The 17556-nt window shown below is 36.7% G+C and carries 35 protein-coding genes; 32 read left to right on the forward strand and 3 right to left on the reverse strand.

The genetic code is table 11. The features are described from left to right. Window positions 1–202: 202 nt before the first annotated feature. Entirely contained in the window at window positions 203–1558 is a 1356-nt protein-coding gene (locus ACQKIM_RS25820) for a TrkH family potassium uptake protein (RefSeq protein WP_427549340.1), read from the forward strand. Between the two features lie 75 nt (window positions 1559–1633). Here ACQKIM_RS25820 and ACQKIM_RS25825 read toward each other — a convergent pair whose 3' ends face one another. The 3 genes from ACQKIM_RS25825 to ACQKIM_RS25835 are packed head-to-tail and all read right to left on the reverse strand — an operon-like array spanning window position 1634 to window position 3683. After that, window positions 1634–2740, reverse strand: a complete 1107-nt coding sequence (locus tag ACQKIM_RS25825; protein ID WP_427549342.1) for a tyrosine-type recombinase/integrase — start codon at window positions 2738–2740, stop codon at window positions 1634–1636. A gap of 44 nt (window positions 2741–2784) precedes the next feature. Beyond that, window positions 2785–3225, reverse strand: a complete 441-nt coding sequence (locus tag ACQKIM_RS25830; protein WP_427549343.1) for an ImmA/IrrE family metallo-endopeptidase — start codon at window positions 3223–3225, stop codon at window positions 2785–2787. A gap of 20 nt (window positions 3226–3245) precedes the next feature. Beyond that, a complete protein-coding gene (locus ACQKIM_RS25835; protein ID WP_427549345.1) occupies window positions 3246–3683 on the reverse strand; it encodes a helix-turn-helix domain-containing protein in 438 nt (145 codons plus the stop codon). Between the two features lie 180 nt (window positions 3684–3863). Between ACQKIM_RS25835 and ACQKIM_RS25840 the strand changes: the two genes are divergently transcribed. From ACQKIM_RS25840 to ACQKIM_RS25990, 31 genes are all read left to right on the forward strand, one after another. Then, on the forward strand, window positions 3864–4088 hold the full coding sequence (locus ACQKIM_RS25840) for a helix-turn-helix domain-containing protein (RefSeq protein ID WP_427549346.1): 225 nt from the start codon (window positions 3864–3866) through the stop codon (window positions 4086–4088). Window positions 4089–4099: 11 nt separating this feature from the next. After that, complete coding sequence (locus ACQKIM_RS25845) at window positions 4100–4897, forward strand: ORF6C domain-containing protein (RefSeq protein WP_427549348.1); 798 nt, start codon at window positions 4100–4102, stop codon at window positions 4895–4897. 1 nt (window position 4898) lies between these two features. Further along, on the forward strand, window positions 4899–5123 hold the full coding sequence (locus ACQKIM_RS25850) for a hypothetical protein (protein ID WP_427549350.1): 225 nt from the start codon (window positions 4899–4901) through the stop codon (window positions 5121–5123). Window positions 5124–5141: 18 nt separating this feature from the next. Continuing rightward, complete coding sequence (locus ACQKIM_RS25855; RefSeq protein ID WP_427549352.1) at window positions 5142–5375, forward strand: hypothetical protein; 234 nt, start codon at window positions 5142–5144, stop codon at window positions 5373–5375. Between the two features lie 43 nt (window positions 5376–5418). After that, window positions 5419–5688 carry a group-specific protein gene (locus ACQKIM_RS25860; RefSeq protein ID WP_427549355.1) on the forward strand — a complete coding sequence of 90 codons (270 nt, stop codon included), beginning with the start codon at window positions 5419–5421 and terminating at the stop codon, window positions 5686–5688. 152 nt (window positions 5689–5840) lie between these two features. Beyond that, window positions 5841–6134: a helix-turn-helix domain-containing protein gene (locus ACQKIM_RS25865; protein ID WP_427549358.1), complete on the forward strand. Its 294-nt coding sequence runs from the start codon at window positions 5841–5843 to the stop codon at window positions 6132–6134. Beyond that, complete coding sequence (locus tag ACQKIM_RS25870) at window positions 6122–6376, forward strand: hypothetical protein (protein ID WP_427549360.1); 255 nt, start codon at window positions 6122–6124, stop codon at window positions 6374–6376. The genes ACQKIM_RS25865 and ACQKIM_RS25870 overlap by 13 nt, the downstream gene beginning before the upstream one ends. A 374-nt stretch (window positions 6377–6750) precedes the next feature. After that, a complete protein-coding gene (locus ACQKIM_RS25875; RefSeq protein WP_427549362.1) occupies window positions 6751–7041 on the forward strand; it encodes a hypothetical protein in 291 nt (96 codons plus the stop codon). Next, a complete protein-coding gene (locus tag ACQKIM_RS25880) occupies window positions 7038–7322 on the forward strand; it encodes a hypothetical protein (protein ID WP_427549365.1) in 285 nt (94 codons plus the stop codon). Before ACQKIM_RS25875 ends, ACQKIM_RS25880 begins: the two co-directional genes overlap by 4 nt. 73 nt (window positions 7323–7395) lie before the next feature. Beyond that, a complete protein-coding gene (locus tag ACQKIM_RS25885) occupies window positions 7396–8298 on the forward strand; it encodes a hypothetical protein (RefSeq protein ID WP_427549367.1) in 903 nt (300 codons plus the stop codon). Between the two features lie 16 nt (window positions 8299–8314). Then, window positions 8315–9052 (forward strand): PD-(D/E)XK nuclease-like domain-containing protein, encoded by a 738-nt coding sequence (locus ACQKIM_RS25890; protein WP_427549369.1) that lies wholly within the window; start codon window positions 8315–8317, stop codon window positions 9050–9052. 198 nt (window positions 9053–9250) lie between these two features. Next, the gene (locus ACQKIM_RS25895) at window positions 9251–9517 is read left to right on the forward strand and encodes a hypothetical protein (protein WP_427549370.1); all 267 of its coding nucleotides are present in this window, start codon (window positions 9251–9253) and stop codon (window positions 9515–9517) included. Window positions 9518–9542: 25 nt separating this feature from the next. After that, window positions 9543–9848: a hypothetical protein gene (locus ACQKIM_RS25900; protein ID WP_427549373.1), complete on the forward strand. Its 306-nt coding sequence runs from the start codon at window positions 9543–9545 to the stop codon at window positions 9846–9848. 49 nt (window positions 9849–9897) lie between these two features. Next, window positions 9898–10200, forward strand: a complete 303-nt coding sequence (locus ACQKIM_RS25905) for a hypothetical protein (protein ID WP_427549374.1) — start codon at window positions 9898–9900, stop codon at window positions 10198–10200. Between the two features lie 18 nt (window positions 10201–10218). Next, on the forward strand, window positions 10219–11187 hold the full coding sequence (locus ACQKIM_RS25910) for a DnaD domain protein (RefSeq protein ID WP_427549376.1): 969 nt from the start codon (window positions 10219–10221) through the stop codon (window positions 11185–11187). Then, window positions 11138–11956, forward strand: coding sequence for an ATP-binding protein (locus ACQKIM_RS25915; RefSeq protein WP_427549378.1), 819 nt, complete (start codon window positions 11138–11140; stop codon window positions 11954–11956). Before ACQKIM_RS25910 ends, ACQKIM_RS25915 begins: the two co-directional genes overlap by 50 nt. 35 nt (window positions 11957–11991) lie before the next feature. Beyond that, entirely contained in the window at window positions 11992–12558 is a 567-nt protein-coding gene (locus ACQKIM_RS25920) for a hypothetical protein (protein WP_427549380.1), read from the forward strand. Window positions 12559–12756: 198 nt separating this feature from the next. Further along, on the forward strand, window positions 12757–12933 hold the full coding sequence (locus ACQKIM_RS25925) for a hypothetical protein (protein WP_427549381.1): 177 nt from the start codon (window positions 12757–12759) through the stop codon (window positions 12931–12933). Next, window positions 12933–13409 carry a hypothetical protein gene (locus ACQKIM_RS25930; RefSeq protein ID WP_427549383.1) on the forward strand — a complete coding sequence of 159 codons (477 nt, stop codon included), beginning with the start codon at window positions 12933–12935 and terminating at the stop codon, window positions 13407–13409. The genes ACQKIM_RS25925 and ACQKIM_RS25930 overlap by 1 nt, the downstream gene beginning before the upstream one ends. Further along, complete coding sequence (locus ACQKIM_RS25935; protein ID WP_427549386.1) at window positions 13402–13788, forward strand: hypothetical protein; 387 nt, start codon at window positions 13402–13404, stop codon at window positions 13786–13788. The genes ACQKIM_RS25930 and ACQKIM_RS25935 overlap by 8 nt, the downstream gene beginning before the upstream one ends. Beyond that, window positions 13781–13969 (forward strand): hypothetical protein, encoded by a 189-nt coding sequence (locus ACQKIM_RS25940; RefSeq protein ID WP_427549387.1) that lies wholly within the window; start codon window positions 13781–13783, stop codon window positions 13967–13969. The genes ACQKIM_RS25935 and ACQKIM_RS25940 overlap by 8 nt, the downstream gene beginning before the upstream one ends. Further along, complete coding sequence (locus ACQKIM_RS25945; RefSeq protein ID WP_427549389.1) at window positions 13966–14205, forward strand: hypothetical protein; 240 nt, start codon at window positions 13966–13968, stop codon at window positions 14203–14205. The genes ACQKIM_RS25940 and ACQKIM_RS25945 overlap by 4 nt, the downstream gene beginning before the upstream one ends. Then, on the forward strand, window positions 14202–14708 hold the full coding sequence (gene ssb / locus ACQKIM_RS25950; protein ID WP_427549391.1) for a single-stranded DNA-binding protein: 507 nt from the start codon (window positions 14202–14204) through the stop codon (window positions 14706–14708). The genes ACQKIM_RS25945 and ssb overlap by 4 nt, the downstream gene beginning before the upstream one ends. A gap of 12 nt (window positions 14709–14720) precedes the next feature. Further along, entirely contained in the window at window positions 14721–14924 is a 204-nt protein-coding gene (locus ACQKIM_RS25955) for a hypothetical protein (protein WP_427549393.1), read from the forward strand. Then, entirely contained in the window at window positions 14902–15585 is a 684-nt protein-coding gene (locus ACQKIM_RS25960; RefSeq protein ID WP_427549396.1) for a dUTP diphosphatase, read from the forward strand. The genes ACQKIM_RS25955 and ACQKIM_RS25960 overlap by 23 nt, the downstream gene beginning before the upstream one ends. An 8-nt stretch (window positions 15586–15593) precedes the next feature. Further along, the gene (locus ACQKIM_RS25965) at window positions 15594–15773 is read left to right on the forward strand and encodes a helix-turn-helix transcriptional regulator (protein ID WP_427549399.1); all 180 of its coding nucleotides are present in this window, start codon (window positions 15594–15596) and stop codon (window positions 15771–15773) included. A 74-nt stretch (window positions 15774–15847) separates the two neighbouring features. Continuing rightward, entirely contained in the window at window positions 15848–16270 is a 423-nt protein-coding gene (locus ACQKIM_RS25970) for a RusA family crossover junction endodeoxyribonuclease (protein ID WP_427549402.1), read from the forward strand. A 242-nt stretch (window positions 16271–16512) separates the two neighbouring features. Beyond that, entirely contained in the window at window positions 16513–16785 is a 273-nt protein-coding gene (locus tag ACQKIM_RS25975; protein ID WP_427549404.1) for a hypothetical protein, read from the forward strand. A 40-nt stretch (window positions 16786–16825) separates the two neighbouring features. Next, a complete protein-coding gene (locus ACQKIM_RS25980; protein WP_427549407.1) occupies window positions 16826–17038 on the forward strand; it encodes a hypothetical protein in 213 nt (70 codons plus the stop codon). A 53-nt stretch (window positions 17039–17091) separates the two neighbouring features. Beyond that, the gene (locus ACQKIM_RS25985) at window positions 17092–17217 is read left to right on the forward strand and encodes a hypothetical protein (protein ID WP_427549409.1); all 126 of its coding nucleotides are present in this window, start codon (window positions 17092–17094) and stop codon (window positions 17215–17217) included. 50 nt (window positions 17218–17267) lie between these two features. Then, window positions 17268–17450: a hypothetical protein gene (locus ACQKIM_RS25990; RefSeq protein WP_427549412.1), complete on the forward strand. Its 183-nt coding sequence runs from the start codon at window positions 17268–17270 to the stop codon at window positions 17448–17450. Window positions 17451–17556 lie beyond the last annotated feature (106 nt).

A 17556-nucleotide genomic window follows, 5' to 3' on the forward strand; every position in this document is an offset into this window, starting at 1 on the left:
CCCAGGAAAGCACTCAGTCGGAACGGAGATCAACCCCTCGTTTTGAAAAAGGGCTATACTTTTTAATTTGTCACCTTGATTTCATTGACATAATAATATTTCAACAACATGAGGAATAGTCATATCTATTCCTCTTTCTTTTTTGACGTATTTTTTCTATACTAATATCTATCGAGTTTAGAGTATGGAAGGAGTTATGAAAGTGCCCTGGAAAAAAACTTCGAATAGGCTTGTAACGCCGTTTCAGGTACTAGTATCTTATTATTTTATAGCCATAGCGATTTCCTTCCTGTTACTACGACTTCCGGGCGTTCATCAAGAAGGTGTGAAAGTTTCGTTATTAGATAGCTTGTTTACAGCAGTAAGTGCAGTAAGTGTAACGGGTTTAACAACATTTAATATATCAGAGACATATACAACCTTTGGGCTCGTGATGGTGCTTGTAATTCTGCAGCTAGGAGCCATTGGCATTATGTCACTCGGTACCTTTGTTTGGTTACTGGTTGGGAAAAAAATAGGGATGCGTGAGCGTCAATTAATTATGATAGACCATAACCAATATAATTTATCTGGCGTTGTTCAATTAATACGAGAAATACTAAAAATCTTAATTGGTATTGAAGTTGTAGGTGCATTTATACTAACATTACACTTTACTAATTATTTCGATACGTTAGAGGAAGCGTTTCTACATGGTGTCTTTGCTTCTATTTCTGCGACTACTAATGGTGGTTTCGATATTACAGGAATGAGCTTGCTCCCGTTTCATAATGATTATTTTGTCCAATTGATAACGATGGTACTAATTGTCCTTGGCGCTATAGGCTTCCCAGTACTAATAGAAGTAAAAACTTTTTTGATGAATCGCCATGCAAATTTTCGATTCAGTTTATTTACAAAAATTACTACCTCCACATATGCAATTTTATTTGTAGTTGGTGCAATCGTAATTTTTCTTCTTGAATCATTTCATTCCTTTAAGGGAATGGTTTGGCATGAGGCGCTATTTTCTGCCATGTTTCATTCAGTTTCGACACGCTCAGCTGGACTTACAACATATGATGTAACAACATTTAGTGAAGCAACAGATATTTTTATGAGTTTCCTCATGTTTATTGGTTCTTCACCTAGCTCAGTTGGTGGTGGGATACGTACAACAACATTCGCCATGGCTATCCTATTTTTAATTACCTTCGCACGAGGAAGAGAGGATATTCAAGTATTTGGACGAGAAATACATTTAATTGATGTCTTCCGCTCGTTTGTTGTTATTTTACTGGCTTTCTTTATGGTCTTAGTTGCGACAATTATTTTACTCATTACTGAACCGCATGCATCACTAATACAAATCATTTTTGAAATTACTTCAGCATTCGGTACATGTGGTATGTCATTAGGAATCACTTCTGATTTATCAATCGTTGGCAAAATCATTATTATTATTCTGATGTTTGTTGGTCGTGTCGGCTTAATTTCCTTCCTGTACACCCTTGGCGGCGGGGGAAGAGGCAAAAAGTCAAGCTATCACTATCCGAAGGAACGTGTAATTATAGGGTAACATCAACAAAACGTTGGTATATAAGGATTTAAAGAGGGGTAATCATTGGATTGCCCCTTTTTTGCCCCCAAAAGATCAATTTTCTAGATAATCTCCGAATTTTTTGAGGGCATTTCTTTCATGTTCAGGAGTTACATGTAAATAGGTGTTAGCAGTTATATCTATATTTTTGTGACCAAGTCTAGTACTAACAGTTTTAATATCTACACCAGCCTCTAACATCATAACTGCATGAGTATGCCTTAATAAGTGTGTAGATTTTCTAGGAGGTAACTTGGCATACCTCAGAAGATTTTTCATCATGTCTTGAGGTTTCGTTTGATAAAACATTTTTCCGTTCTCGTCAACAAATACAAATTCAGATTTTCGGTAGTTACTATTGGATATTTCATTTTCTTCTTGCCATGCTTTATAAGCAAGTAATTCGTCAACTAATTTGTCATCGATACTGATTGTTCTATAACTTGATTTAGATTTAGGTGGACCTAACCCTGTTCTAGTGCGTTGACGATCAACTGTAAGTGTTTTATTTACAAAGTCAATATCAGACCAAAATAAACCTAATATTTCTCCACTCCGCAAGCCAGTATGAAGTAAAGTAAATACCATTACACGCTTAAAAATATCTTCGGTTTCAATCGCCAATAGTAATTGTTTTACCTCATTTTTGTTCAAGAATACGGTTTTTTCTTCTTCTTCATCTTTAGTAATTTGTATACCTCTTAATAAATTTTTCTCTAATTCATCATGTTCCACAGCGCTATTAATTATGGACATCATTTCACCATGAATTCGATCAACAGTGTTTTTAGCATAATCAAAATGAAATAATAAATCATTAATAAACAGTTGATATTCTGCTCTTTTGATTCTATTCAATTTATATCCTTTGAATTTATTAAGTAATTTTCTTTGTCCATTCAACGCTGAAATGTTACTAGATTCTCTTCTATGTTGGTTATTCATTTTATTATGTATTTCCAACCAATCTTCGAAAAGAATTTCACCTTTTCTTAACTTTTCTACTCCGCCTTTTAGTAATTTTTCTTCTACTAAAACAGCAGCAGTACGTGCTTCAGTTTTAGTTCGGAAACCACCTTTCGATATTTCTTTTTGTTTACCAGCATCATTGTATTTTATACGGTACTCCCAGTGGTTGCCTCGTTTACGGAAGTAAGCCATAATTTCACCACCTCAAAATAAGAATATATGTTCTTTTCTAGGTATTAAAATAGCCCCTTAAATTTTAATTCCACTAATTTTACTGGAACATTATATAAGGCAGCTATATCAAAATTTGTCATTCGATCATACGAATCAAATAAATTTTCATCTGGGATTAATAGATTAGCAGCGAATGTATTCGCTTGTACTTCAATTTTATCAACAGAAAACAAAGTGTAGGCTCTCATAAAAGGAGTATTTAATTTAGTATGTAAAATTGCATGACCAAGTTCATGAGCACAAACAATGAGTTGTTCTTCGACACTTAAGTTACTATTAATAAAAATGAATCGATTACGTTTTTCATATTGATAAAATCCTTTTATATCAGGAGGTAAATCCCAATAAAAAATTTCTATTTTTAAATATTTCGCTAATGTAAATGGATTCCTAGTATTATATTTCTCACATAAACACTGGACCTTCTTTTTGATCCATCCCATCCGCAACCCCTCGAATCGTATTATTCTTCATCATTTTCTCGATACTTTTTCGGAATATATTTTTTGTTGTTTTTCTTTGCAAGTCGGATGCCGAACTCCATCGCTTCTAATAAAGATTCTTTTGCTTCATCTGACATTGGCTCGCCATTGAATAGTAAACCTGATCCGGAAGATAAATCTTCACGTAGTTCATCCATACGCTTTGCTACGTCACGCTCATCTTTTTCGTTAACTAGTTTGCCATTTACTTTGATATCAACTTGTCCAGTTGATAACCACTGTAAAGATACGCCATACAATTCAGCTAAAACAGTTAGCGTAGTCAAATCAGGTTCACTTACATCGTTTTCGTAACCACTTAATGTTTTGTTATTTATTTGAGTTCTTTCTTTAACTTGTATTTGCTTAAGACCAGAATTTTGTCTAGCTAATTTAAGTCTTTTACCAAGTGTCTCCATATAGTATCACCGCACTTTATTCTTTTGTATTAAGACTATCTTAAACGAATTCTCAAAAATAAAGACTGTTTTCTTAAAAAAATAGAAAAAACCATTGACTTCTTAGAAAATAAGAATTATATTTAGTTTAACGAATTCTTAGAAACAAAGAATTGGAAATTAGGAATCGAGGTGATGATTATGAAAATGCATGAAAGAATTCGACAATATATCCTTAATAATGGTTTAAAAATAAACTATGTAGCCGAGAAATCAAACATTGAATTAAAAAGGTTTTACAGAGTTATTAATGGTGAGACAAAGTTGTTAGCAGATGACTTCGAGCTAATATGCGAAGGATTAGGCGTAGCACCTGAAATTTTTTTTAAAAACAATTTCTTAGAAACTAAGAAAATAACAGCGTAGGAGGAATACAAATGAATCAATTAACAGTAGTAGAGCAAAAATTTGTACCGTTTGGTGAACACGAATTATTAGCAGTTAAAATTACAGACGGAAAAATTTACGCCGCTGTCAAATGGGTGTGTGCAGGAATCGGCTTAACACGTGACCAAATCAAGAATGAGCGTAATAAAATTCAAAACGATTTAGTCCTTTCTAAAGGGGGGCGAAATTTAACCCTCCCTACAAATGGCGGTATTCAAGATATTTTGTGCATTGAATTAGATTTCCTTCCGTTATGGTTAGCGAAAATTTCAATCACACCATCAATGCAAGAAACGAATCCATTAGCTGTCAAAAATCTAGTGAACTATCAATTAAAAGCCAAAGACGTGTTAGCAGAGGCGTTCTTACCAAAACAATTATCCCAAGACCCTATAACACTTGCACTTGAATCAGCGTTAGAAACTAGAAAACAAGTACAAGGCATTCAAAACGAAGTTATCGAAATGAAGGCTGATGTTGAGGAATTAAAAGACAACCTTTACATTGTTAGTGTTCAAGCAAAAGCGATTAAAAATAAAGTTGGTGAAAAAGTGTATGAAGCACTCGGTGGTAAAGATTCAAATGCTTTTAAACATTTAAAAAGCAAGTTGTTTGCAGCATGTTGGAGAGATTTAAAAAACTACTTTGACATTAGTGAATATCGAGAATTGCCACGTGTCAAATTCGAACTAGGTATGAAATTCTTATTCGCATGGCAACCAAACACTGAATTACGCTTAGAAATCGAACATTATAATACGCAATCGCAATTAAAGTTGGTGAAATAATTTGTCTAAAGTAGTCAACTTACTTACAAAAGAACAGTTAGAAACACTACAAGATGTATGTGACGTTATGGATTGCGCTATAACAGATAAACAACCTGCTTATCGCATGAAACTTATCGATGAACATGGTACACACGATTATATTGCTGGTCGTGACGAGTATTTAGAAAGTGTTATGGACTATGTTTTAACAACATTAGGATGCATATTCCATCAATTAAATTAACGAAAAGAGGAAAACAAAATGTCTATTAAAAAAATCACAGTTGGTGACGCGCAATTTCAATTTGAAGCTTCTATTGTAAATGACGGTGGTTTCATAATTTCTTTAACGGAATATAGAGAAAATAATCAACGTGATGTAGTTGAAACATACGTTGGTATCTCAGAAGCAAAACAAATTGTTGATGTACTTCAAGAAGCTATCAAGTTCTCAGAAAACCTACCAACTATATTAAGTGATATAGAAATTAAATAGTTTACTTGGCAATAAGCTCAAACTAACACCGGAGGTGTCATACATGATTCAAGTACAAGTAGATGGACAACTAGTTATTGACATGGCCCGTGAAGAAATCAAAGCAAAATTACAAACGGTTGAATCTGAATTTGTCTTCTGGGATTTAAAAACCTTATGTGAAAAAACGTGTATGTCACGCAGTTTTGTATTAGAAACATTCTTCTTTTTACCTGATTTCCCAAGGCACAAAGTCGGTACTAAATGGGTAATACCAGCAAAAGAAGCAAGTGAGTTTTTACTTAAATGGCTGAAACAACAGCCAAGAGCATAGAAGAGGCCAGGGCAAATGGCCTCAAGTCAAACTACCAATCTAGTAAAAGAGGTAGGGGCAACTACCTCTTATCACTATATTAAGTTAACTTGGTAGAAATTAGTATTCCTTCATGGAATATATTCAAAACTGGAATAAAGGGGCAAATGAATATGGTTGCAGATTTCGCGAAAGTCGGAAAGATGTTAAAAAAATTCCGCATCAACGCAAATATTACTCAGGAGGAAATGGCAGATCAATTAAATAGTACACAATCAGCTATCAGCAAATTAGAAAGTGGCAGAAAGACAATAGATATTTTCACTTATGCTAAATGGTTGAAAATTACCGATTCGGAGCTTGCTGGAACAGCTTTGATGTTAGGAGTGGAAATGGCGAATATGCTTACACACTTATCACAAACGGCACCATATATAGTAGGAGGGTTTATTAGATGGATGCTTTAGAAAAATTGAATCAACAGATTGATAGAGAAATAGCATGTATAGATGATTTAACGGAAGAAATCAGAATGCTTACTCGCAAGGGTCAAATCAACATAGCAAAACAACTAGAACGAGACCTACATAATTCATTGGAACAACTTAAGAAACTACATGAGAGTAAACGGTTTTGGGCAACTGTTGAAGGTTTAAATCAGCAAGGAAAATTGTATAAGGCGGTGAATGAACTTGCGAATCAAGCCTAGGGCATGGCGGCACATGACGCTAAAGCAGCGAGTGAGGTATGTAAAGTATTTCTGCAACAGGAGAGAGTTAGTGAAGTTATATGAATATAAAAAAGCTGCTTAACCAGATGCGTTGGTTAAACAGCGACTACAATATACAAACCTATTATACCACAAAATCAGACGCTTGCGAGAACAATCTCGCTTCCGTCCAGCAGTTCATAATCCTTAATACTATGGGCTGCTTGATGGAACTAGCAATCTACTTATGTAAACCGAGCGGAGCATGTCAAGAAGGACCGTTTAAATCCCGAGCAGCAGCAATAGCCAACGCGATGACGTGATGTAAGTAGATTGGTGGTTATGCCATCAAAATAACGAAAGGATTGATATGTATGAAATTAGCTAATGCAGTATCTAAAATTGCTGAATTACCACTGGTTTTGGAGCAATATGGTATTCCGCATAAAAATGTTTTGAGTGTCCAATACAACTACGGGGCACTAGATGACGCAGATATTCTTGTGAATTTGCATCAAAAAGAGAATATCCAAAAACTAGGTATCTGTGAAGAAGAAAAAACGATAGGTCATGATGATGCAAACTGGACACATTTCAGAATCGTTAAAGACGGAATTTCATTTGTCTGTTGGGAACGCGAGAGCCAGAACGAGGCAATTGCATGAGTGTTCTATTAGAAGTTGAAAACCCAATGGTACTTGGTCGCATTGAGTATCCAGTGCCTCGGTATGAGCCTGTTGTGAGTTTTGAAATGCACGACGATTTTGGTAGTTTAATAGTTTGCCATGATGTGTATTTCGAAATCGGCGATGCGATTATTCATATCGACAACATCAGCGATTACTTGGCTGCTGGATATAGGGATGATTCAACTTATGACATGACAGATTCAGAGGTCATTGCTTATGTGGAGGAGCATTATGGTTTTGCTCATACAAAAAAATAAACCACTACTCGCAATAGTGGCATAAAAAACAATATATTTGCGCTCATTATAACGCACTATAGGAGGAATTTCAATGAGTAACTTAGCTGAACAATTCAATAATCCTACTTCCTATCAACAACCACAAGGCGGAGGAGTACTAGCTCAAGCTAGTTCCTCTCGCGAAATGGAGGAAGTTAAAGGACAAATATTCATGGCAAAATCATATCCACGTAATTATTTTGAAGCTGAGAAACGTATCAAAGATGCTTGCAAACGTCCTTCATTAGCTGGTACCTCAATGTATGCATACAACAGAGGTGCTACTAAGGTTGAGGGTGCTTCCATTCGATTAGCAGAGGTGCTGGCGCAAAATTGGGGCAATTTATCTTACGGTATTCAGGAGTTGGAACAACGTGATGGTGAATCGGTTGCCAAAGCATTTTGTTGGGACTTAGAAACAAATGTCCGTCAAGAAAAAGTTTTTACTGTAAGGCATGTACGTAGTGCCAGAGGAAACTTAATACCGTTAACAGACCCAAGAGATATTTATGAAAGAGTAGCAAGTGATGGTGCTCGTCGATTAAGAGCATGCATTTTAGGTGTTATTCCTGGGGATGTTGTAGAAATGGCAATTGAACAATGCCGATTAACGCTATCTGGGCAATCTGATAAACCATTAAAAGAACGTGTCAGTGGAGCATTAGCTCACTTTAAAGAAAAGTATGGTGTTACTCAAGAAATGATAGAAGATTACTTCGGTTATAGTGCTTCATCATTTAGTGAATTTGACCTAGTGCAATTAACGAATATCCGAAACTCTATCAAGGATGGAATGTCTATTGTAGATGATTGGTTCAATAAAGAGATTGGTAAAAACCAGTCAAGCGCTTTGGCAGTTGATTTCAAAAAGGAAAATCAAGAACCAAAAGAAGAGGTGAAATCAGATGCACCAAGCGTCATTCCAATTGAACAGCCAGAATTACCACTCGAATGAGGCAAATCAGCACTACATGTCAGTTTCACAGTTTAAAAGTGCCATGGAATGTGAGGCTAGAACGTTTGCAGAGGTAAGGGGCGAGTTTACTCGTCCTCCCTCTACAGCTCTAATGGTTGGTTCTTACCTACACGCTGCATTTGAAAGCAATGCGGCATTCGCTGAATTTCTAGAAGAGAATCACAATAGCATTTATGGCAGTCGTGGTGGCAAATACAAGGACTATGAAAAAGCTGATGACATGATCGAGACCATCAAAAATGACGAGTTTTCCATGTTCGCTTTACAAGGTGAAAAAGAGTCCATATTTACAGGTGAGTTATTCGGAGTAGAGTGGAAAATTAAAGTCGATAACATCAATCATGAACGGGGATTTTTCAGCGATTTAAAGAGTACACAGGAGCTTCGAAAACGCTACTGGAGTGAGAAATACAATACATGGGTTTCATTTGTACAAGCCTTTGATTATGTGTTGCAGATATGGGTATATCGAGAAATCATCTATCAAAATACAGGTCGTTACTATGATCCATACATTGTGGCAGTTACAAAAGAATCACCACCTGATAAAGCCGTTTTACACTTCGATTCAGGACGTTTTGACTTCGAGAAAGAATATGTTCAATCAATGTTACCAAGCATCATAGATGCAAAGCTGGGGCGTAAAAATGCACATCGATGTGACAAGTGCGAATTTTGCCGATGGACTAAGAAACTTAGTGGCACATTTGAAATCGAATATCTACTAGATTAGGTGGTGCAGCTGGATGAACAATGTACCAACAAGAGTATTATTACCAGCTTGGATATTTGAGCAGGCGAAGGATAACGATGAAATTAGGCGTCTGGTGCTGCAATACATGCGAAGATACCCCAATTATAGGGTGCTTAAGGTTAGTGGTAGTTTTGCGGTTTGCGAGAGGGAGCAACGACTTTTATAGGAGGTTTAAGTATGAGTGAAATGGGAGAGTTTTGGCGTGATATGAAGCCAATCCAAAAAGAACGTAGCCGAAAGAAAAAAGAGTCAAATTATGAATCTAGTAAAAGGTTATTAAAATCTCAAAAGATTCAATTTGTTGAACATGATAACTGCCATTTTGTTGTGGCTGATAAGAACGGTGTATTCTACGATTTTTGGGCAACTACAGGGTTATTTATTAATCGTAAAACTAAGCGTAGAGGTCGTGGAGTTAATAACTTACTTAAAATAATCAAATGATTTTTATACCATAGGAGGGCAAAAAATGAGTATTCAACTACAACAATTCATTGAACAAAAGAAATTGAAACTTGAACAGAGTGGTAAGTATCGACACGTTTCAATTCACTCAAAAGATGCTGTAATGCTAACAGGAAATAGCATTGGTCAACAATTCTTATCAACAGACACACCATATACACAAAATGGTTATGAGGTTAAACCTAGTGAGGTTCCAGAGATACCGTCAATACCATTTAAGGAGAATGCTACTGAGGTAATTTTCGAGGTCATTGAGAAACGAAAACGTAATCCTAGTGATGTTAAATTCTACTTTTTGTGGATTCTGTGAATAAGCCTGTGATTAAAAATTTGAATATTGCGAATATGGAGGGTTGTAAATGAAAATGTTGATTTCGGTCAGGCATTTCGGATTCATGTTACGACAAGAGCCAGTGAAAGTTGAAAAAGTCATTAAATACAAAGGTTTTTACTTAGCTCTTCATAGAGGATTGGGCATTTACAAATATGACAATGCCATTTGGATAGTTTCAGACTTACTGACTGGCGCTAGACTATCAGTCTCAATTAGCGAAAAACTAGCATTAAAATTCGCTGAAAAGCAAATCAATCAGTATGGAGTTGAAGGATATAAAAATAGACAATCAATAGCCTTGGATCGAGTAATAGAAAGCGCGATTTAATAGGAGGGGCGAGGGCAAATGGCTAAATACAGAAATGTACACACAACATTTTGGGAAGACGGCTTTGTATTGGATCTAACACCGGAGGAGAAATACTTCTATCTGTATTTGATGACGAATAGCAATACAACGCAATGTGGCATCTACGAATTGCCATATAGAGTCATAGAAATGCACACAGGTTACAACCGAGAAACGGTTCAGAAACTATTACAACGATTTGTGGAGTATGGAAAGATCACATACAACGAATCAACAAAAGAAATCATGTTAAATAACTGGGCAAAATATAACTTTATCAACTCACCAAAAGTAAAAAAATGTATCGAAAAAGAACTACTTGTTGTGAAGCATATACCGTTTGTAAGGAGCTATGTTACCTCTTTGGAACAGTTAGGATACCGTATCGATACCGTATCAATACTGTTAGAAGAAAAGAGTGAGCCAAAAGTACCTAACACTAGCAATAGCAATGGTTCAATACCGTATCCATACCCTATCAATACCCATTCAATAGACTATGGGGAAGAAAGAGAAGAAGAAAGAGAAAAAGAAGAAGAAAAAGAAGAAGAAGGAGAAGAAAAGAAAGTCGGTCAGTCAGTCGGTCCTTCTACTAATCCTTTTCTTGAAATAAAAAACTTCTTTGACTCAACCATTCGTATTAGCAATTTTACTGATCACAAAAAAATGGACATGCTACTTGAATTTTATCCAGATTATTTACTAATCATCGAGGCTATAAAGGTCACTGCTGATAACGGAAAATCGAACATTGAATACGTTGAAGGAATTTTAAAGAATTGGGCAATCGAAAAAGGCATCAACACTTATGCTGAATGGTTAGCAAAGGAGGCTAAGCCTAATGGAATCACTAAAGGACAAAATGCAAACAGACAGATTTCAGCAAATTCTAAAGTTCATGCAGGAACAAGCATCGATGCCTTCTACGAACAGCTCGAACGAGACAAGCAAGCCTGGGGAGGATAAGTGCCCTAAATGTAATGGAACAGAGTTCGTCTTCTCTCATTATGAAACCAAGGGCAGTCAAAAATATGAGATTCATAAACCTTGTGATTGTCGAGAGGTTAATAGTTGGAAACGTAGATTTAAAAATGCGTTGATTCCAGAGGAGTTTGTACATGCCAAATTTGATAATTATGTTCGAGAAACGGATATGCAACAGCGAATGTTCTCGATGGTTAAAGACTACTTAGAATCATTTCCTGTAGATCGTGATGCACTTAAAAAGCAAAGGGCTCAAAACATCGGTTTTATAGCAACTATAGGCGAGCAAAGGATTCGTTCATTACCTCCTAACGAACGATTAGAGCTCAAGAATCGACATAACAACTTTGGTATAGGTAAGACGCATTTGCAAATCGCTTTATCCAAACAATTAATCAAAAAGGGCTTTAATGTGCTGGTAGTATCAGATGTTTCATTTATGGATGAAATGATGGCTGCTAAACGAATGGATGACAATAGCGAAACGTATTACGGGCTATTGAACAACGTGTTATCTGCAGATGTACTAGTTTGGGATGATGTTGGCAAAGCGAAGTGGACGGAAGCTCGCGAAGGCTTGTATTACCACATTATTGACGAACGTTATAAACGTAAATTACCAATCATTTTTAACAGCAATGAGGATAGAGCTACTATAGCCGAGCGAATTGGATATGCAGGGGCTAGTAGATTACTAGATAAAAACGGTGAAGTCTTAGAAACGGAAGGTATTGATTGGCGATTGAAATAATGAGGGGCAACAGCCCCTTGATGGAGGGTGAAGGGATGAATGCAGAAATACAGTTTTTAAAGCAATTACAGCAGCAAATGCGATGGGAAGATGAAAATGATTATGACAGCCAAGCCTCGCCTCGTTTCTGGGTGATTATGGACTATCGAGAAGTACCAGCAAATGAGGATTATGATGATGGCTTTGATTCATATTTCCATAACGATGGTGACCATACAGAGTTTCGTAATTTTGATGAGTTGAGAGACTTTATCGAAGAGTATTACGAGGATGAAGTAGATGATTATCTGCATTCATTGCTTAATGATGAAACCAAAGATTTCGAGACTTTATGGGCTCATATTGAGAATCACCTGAATGATGATGGTTTCTTCAGTAAAGTTTTCTGCAAACGAGAAGAATACATTGTCCAGGACACTATGTTTCTTACGAAAGAAGAAGCCAAACGTCATCTTGAATTAAATCATTACCACTATACAAAAGAAGCTCACACATACGCTATGACAGCTTGGCGAGCACCGAAAGTTGAGAGATTAATCAATCTACTAATGTCATTTGATTGGGATTCGGTACAAGTGAAAGAGGGTGTAGCCAATGGCTGAAAAATTCAACTGGTACGCACCAAGTAGCGAGTTACTTAAATGTCCTGTACCTGGTTGTAACCACATCGGAAGCATCATCACGAAAATTCATTGTAGGTTAGAACACGGCATGACAAGGGATGAAGTCGGCAAAGTGTATGGGATGCCTAAGCGTGTGTTGACGTATTCGGAAAATCAAATAAAAGCGAGGGATGCTGAATGGGTGAGGAATTGAAGGCTAGTCAAGAATTAATTAAAGAAATGTATCGGGATAATTACGAAATAGCATGCACAACACCAAAAGTTATTGAGCAGCACCGTTCGTTAGGTGTTATGGATGGCATTATATTCACGTTAAATGCTCTTAATATCAAAATCGAAGGGGTGAATGAGTGATGAAGCAAGAACAGTTGAATGCCATTAAAGAGCGTGTGGCGAAGACAAGTACAGGAGAATGGGAATGCAGATACCTTGGTCACAGTAGACCGCAGTATTCGGTAATGACTGAGACAGAATACGTAGCACACATTTATGACGTTAATGATGCAGAATTTATAGCTTTCGCTCGAGAAGATGTGCCAGCGCTTGTTGCTGAGGTTGAAAGGTTAAATAACCAAATTCATGTCTATAAAGTAACTGATGAATTTGTAAGAGAACAATCAAAAAAAGTAAAACATTTTTTTCCTTTGGAAAACGTCGCTGGGTATGGTCAATTGTGTGACTTGGTAGTAGAACAAGAAAAAAAGATGATACTGTTGCGCGAAGTAGTAAAAGAATTTATAGATTATTGGGCAACTACAAATGATGCTAGACCTTTGTTGGAAATTGTAACAGATGCACGTCAAGCGTTAGGTGGTGAAGCAGATGAGTAAGACTCCGTTACAAATCGGTCAGCGTGTATGGTTAGAAACTTGTTCAATACTCTCTAGTAAAGATCGCATGGCTAGAGAATACGAAGTAGTTAAAGTAAATAAAAGCAGCACTTACGTAGCACTTGTTGTGCAATTGGAAAAAGTACTTAGCGAAGGAAAAGAGTTTGATGGTGTTACTTATCGCGTAGACCAAAAAACACATGAAGTTAAATCTCCTTTTATCGGTTATACAGAAATTCTTTGGCCTACTAAAAATGCATTTGAAACAGATGTAAAGATGCGTGAGGACTTAGAGCGCTTAAGGGACAAGGCCCATAGGTTAGTGGATAGAATGAGCGCAGCACAATTAATGAAATTGGTAGGTGAAGCTCATGAATGAACAATACCTAATCGATCAAATGGTCCTGCATGTAGGGCTCTACAAGAAATATCAGTACAACGAAAATGCGATGGGTTTTCTTCAAAATCTTGAGGACCTACGAAAACTCAAAGGGTTTGATACACAGGACGAGGCTATGGATTATGCAATTGAAAAACTGGAAGGGGCGAAGGCTGCATGAAACAACGTAACGGCATTCCGATCGATATTCCAAGTGCTCGTAAGTCAGTACCGAAAGTTAAAGTGCAAAAACCCACAGAATACAACCAGTACAACATATATGTAACCATGCATAAGCGTGAGGATGGGAAAAACATCTGGACCATGGTTCCACTGATGCATCCAGATTACAAAAAGCTTAGAAAAGAAGGTTATCGAATTACTGAGAAGTGGGATAAGAGGGAGGTTTCAGCATGATTAACCGAGTTGTACTTGTAGGCAGACTTACAGCTGATCCAGAGCTACGGTATACACCGAATGGTATTGCCTCATGTAAGTTCCGAGTAGCTGTCAACAGACCATTCAAAAACGAAGGAGAGCAACAGGCAGACTTCATTAGTTGCATAGCTTGGCGTAAACAAGCCGAGAATCTAGCTAACTTCATGAAGAAAGGTAACTTAATAGGTTTGGAAGGGCGAATCCAAACAGGCAACTACGAGGGGCAGGATGGCAAGCGTGTATACACAACTGATGTAGTAGCAGATAGTATTCAGTTTTTAGAACCACGTTCAAACAGCACAGGAGGCTCGCAGAGCACACCAAACTACGAATCTAGTACAAATTATCAAGGAGCTAATACAGGTGCTCCACAAGGGCAGAATTACGGTAATCATCAACCCAGTTATACGAGAGTGGATGATGATCCGTTTGCGAATAGTAAGGGACCTATTGAGGTCAATAATGATGACCTACCTTTCTAAGGAGTGATTAATATGTCTAATACACAAAAACGCAAAATTTTGTATGGCAGAACACTTAGAGAATTACAAAAGCAAATTAAATTTCAAGAAAAGGCAGCTTATGTGCCAATCAGCGCGGTTAAGTTTTATGAATATGAAAAATATCCATATCAAATTTTAGTAGAGAAAAAATGGTTAGCGAAGGGGCGTAAAAATGAACTTAACAAAACTATTTGAAACACAAGCAGAATTGGACAAGCACATCATGCAGGAACATCCAGAGTTACGAGGGCAGAACAATCTTGATTGGAAGCTACTAGCGCTACAGGTTGAGCTAGGGGAATGTGCGAATGAATGGCGTGGATTTAAGAAGTGGAGTAAGAACCAGGAGTCGAGAACGGCAGTCGTTTGTCTTTGTGTAACGTGCCAAGGTACAGGTGATGAAAATTATGAAACGGTCACAGAGGATGCGGAATCAGGCTGTAAACATGAATTCATGAAATGCGAAGAATGTAATGGAACAGGTGAAATCGGCTATAGAAATCCACTCCTTGAAGAATACGTTGACTGTTTACATTTCATTTTGACGATAGGATTAGAAATTGGATGTACACCAGCTACTTGTGATGAAGTGTTAACGGTACCTAATTTGGATATTACGAATCAATTTATTTACCTTATGGAAGAACCATTTAAAATCAAACAAAATTTGAGGTTCAAGGATATTCATAAAAATAAAAGTGCTTTGGCTTTAAACACAGCATTTTCTAATTACCATAGAATGCTAGGTATTTTTAAAGGTTTAGGAGAAATGCTTGGCTTCACATGGGATGAAGTAGAGGTTGCTTATTTCAAAAAGAATCGTATCAACCATACCAGACAGGCAAATGGCTATTGAGGTGCCACATGAAAGAATACGCACTATACAAAGGTGAACAGATGGTAGCCATTGGAACGATAAATGAAATTGCTACAGAACGTGGTGTTAAGCCCACAACAATTCGATTTTATATGTCTGGGGTTTATCAAAGACGTTCAAAAAGCGAAGTAAATAACAGATTACAACTCATTAAACTTGAGGATTAAATACACGCTGCTGGTAGAATGGCATTATGTTGTTTTATCAGCAGACTTCTAAGAGTGCTAACAGGAGGGCAAACATGAACGTACTCACATTTGAAATACCAGGGGTCATACAACCTCAAGAGCGACCTCGATTTAGTAGGAAGGGCAAGAATGTTAAAACATACGACGCTCCAAAGAGCAGGGACTTCAAAGACTTTGTAAAGCTTGTAGCATATCAAAATAAGCCAACTGAATTGATTACAGAGCCAATAAAGCTACAAGCTGATATCTATCTCATGCCACCAAAGAAATACCATACAGGACCAAAGAGAGCGCTAATAGCGAGTGGTGAATTACTACCTACAACTAAACCTGATCTTGATAATTTAATCAAAGGCATCAAAGATGGTTGCAACAAAGTCATTTGGCACGATGATTCGCAAATAGTTGAGATGAATGTACGGAAATTTTATTCAGAGCAGCCAAGGGCAGAGGTGACGATTGAATGGGGTGCTTAACAGTCCGCAAGGAAGTTAAACAGAGTAGAGCAAGGCTAATCAATTAACAGGACCACATAGCTTTTTTGAAGTGTAAAGGGTGTCCGAAACGTAGAGCTTCTGATCCAACAAAGAAATGCCGAGGATGTAAAGTTTATAAGGAACTACGCAGCATCGGAAAAGAGCTGGAGCAGATTAGTCGTTTGCGTAGGTGGAGTAAGTGAACATTTGAAAGATATTGTACAGAAGGGATGAACTATTGAATGGAACATGAAATTAAACAAAGGTTAACAAAAATAGAATTACTCACTAAATGTAATGAAATTACAAAACAGTATTGTGATAAATTTTATAAGCATAAAAACGGTGATTTATATTACGCAGGTAAAGGAACAACAATCAATATAAATGGTACTTCTTATTGGGGAGTTTTATATCATCCATGTGATAACGAAACAATGCATATTATATTTCCTATAACGCACACTCGCCCTCTATGTGAATTTTTAGATGGAAGATTCGAATTGATTGAATAACTAAATACAAGAAAAATATTGTGCAGGAGGGAAAGTGCAAATGAACAACAGTTTAAAATTCGCAAATGAAGATACTTCGTTGGATACTGGTGGTTGGATTTTAGAGCGTAAATCACTCCAAGACATTCAGGATAAACTTGCTGCTCTAACACCATATGAAGCCGATTTAGAAACAATTGAGGCAATTCGATTAATTATTGCTGGTGAAGATGCATTGTTAAAAAAACGCATGAAAGAATTAGAGGATTTCTAAGCATTTCTTTATTAATTAATCGAAAGAAATTGTACAGGAAGGTGGTAACTAAAATGAATCCAGAACATAAATACAGCACGTATTCAACGGATTACTTAAACCGAGACGATAGACGTAAAAAAGGTCAGCGTAGTGGTTTTAAAATCCCAGCTACATTACCTAAAAAGAACAAAAATTAATCTACAATCTGAAGATCAATCGAAAGAAATTGTACAGGAGGGTGATTAACATGTATCCGTTTTATGTTAATGGTGAAAAGGTGTTTTCATTCGGTTACAAACCAAATAAAGGTGATGTAGTTAAATACGATGAGACAGGACAATGGTTTGAAGTAACGAAAGTTGAAAATGGTAGAGGGCGCAAGGTTTACGGACGTCGAACGATTGAACCAAATTGGAGATTAGGTTATTAAATAAACGAAATAAAATGTTCAACAGGAGTGATTAATAATGTTATGCGAAAACTGTAAATGTAATATTTCAACAAATACTAAATCACATACTGTGCACTATTGGGAA

The sequence above is a fragment of the Lysinibacillus sp. NPDC047702 genome, assembly GCF_050272555.1.
Classification (GTDB): Bacteria; Bacillota; Bacilli; order Bacillales_A; family Planococcaceae; genus Lysinibacillus.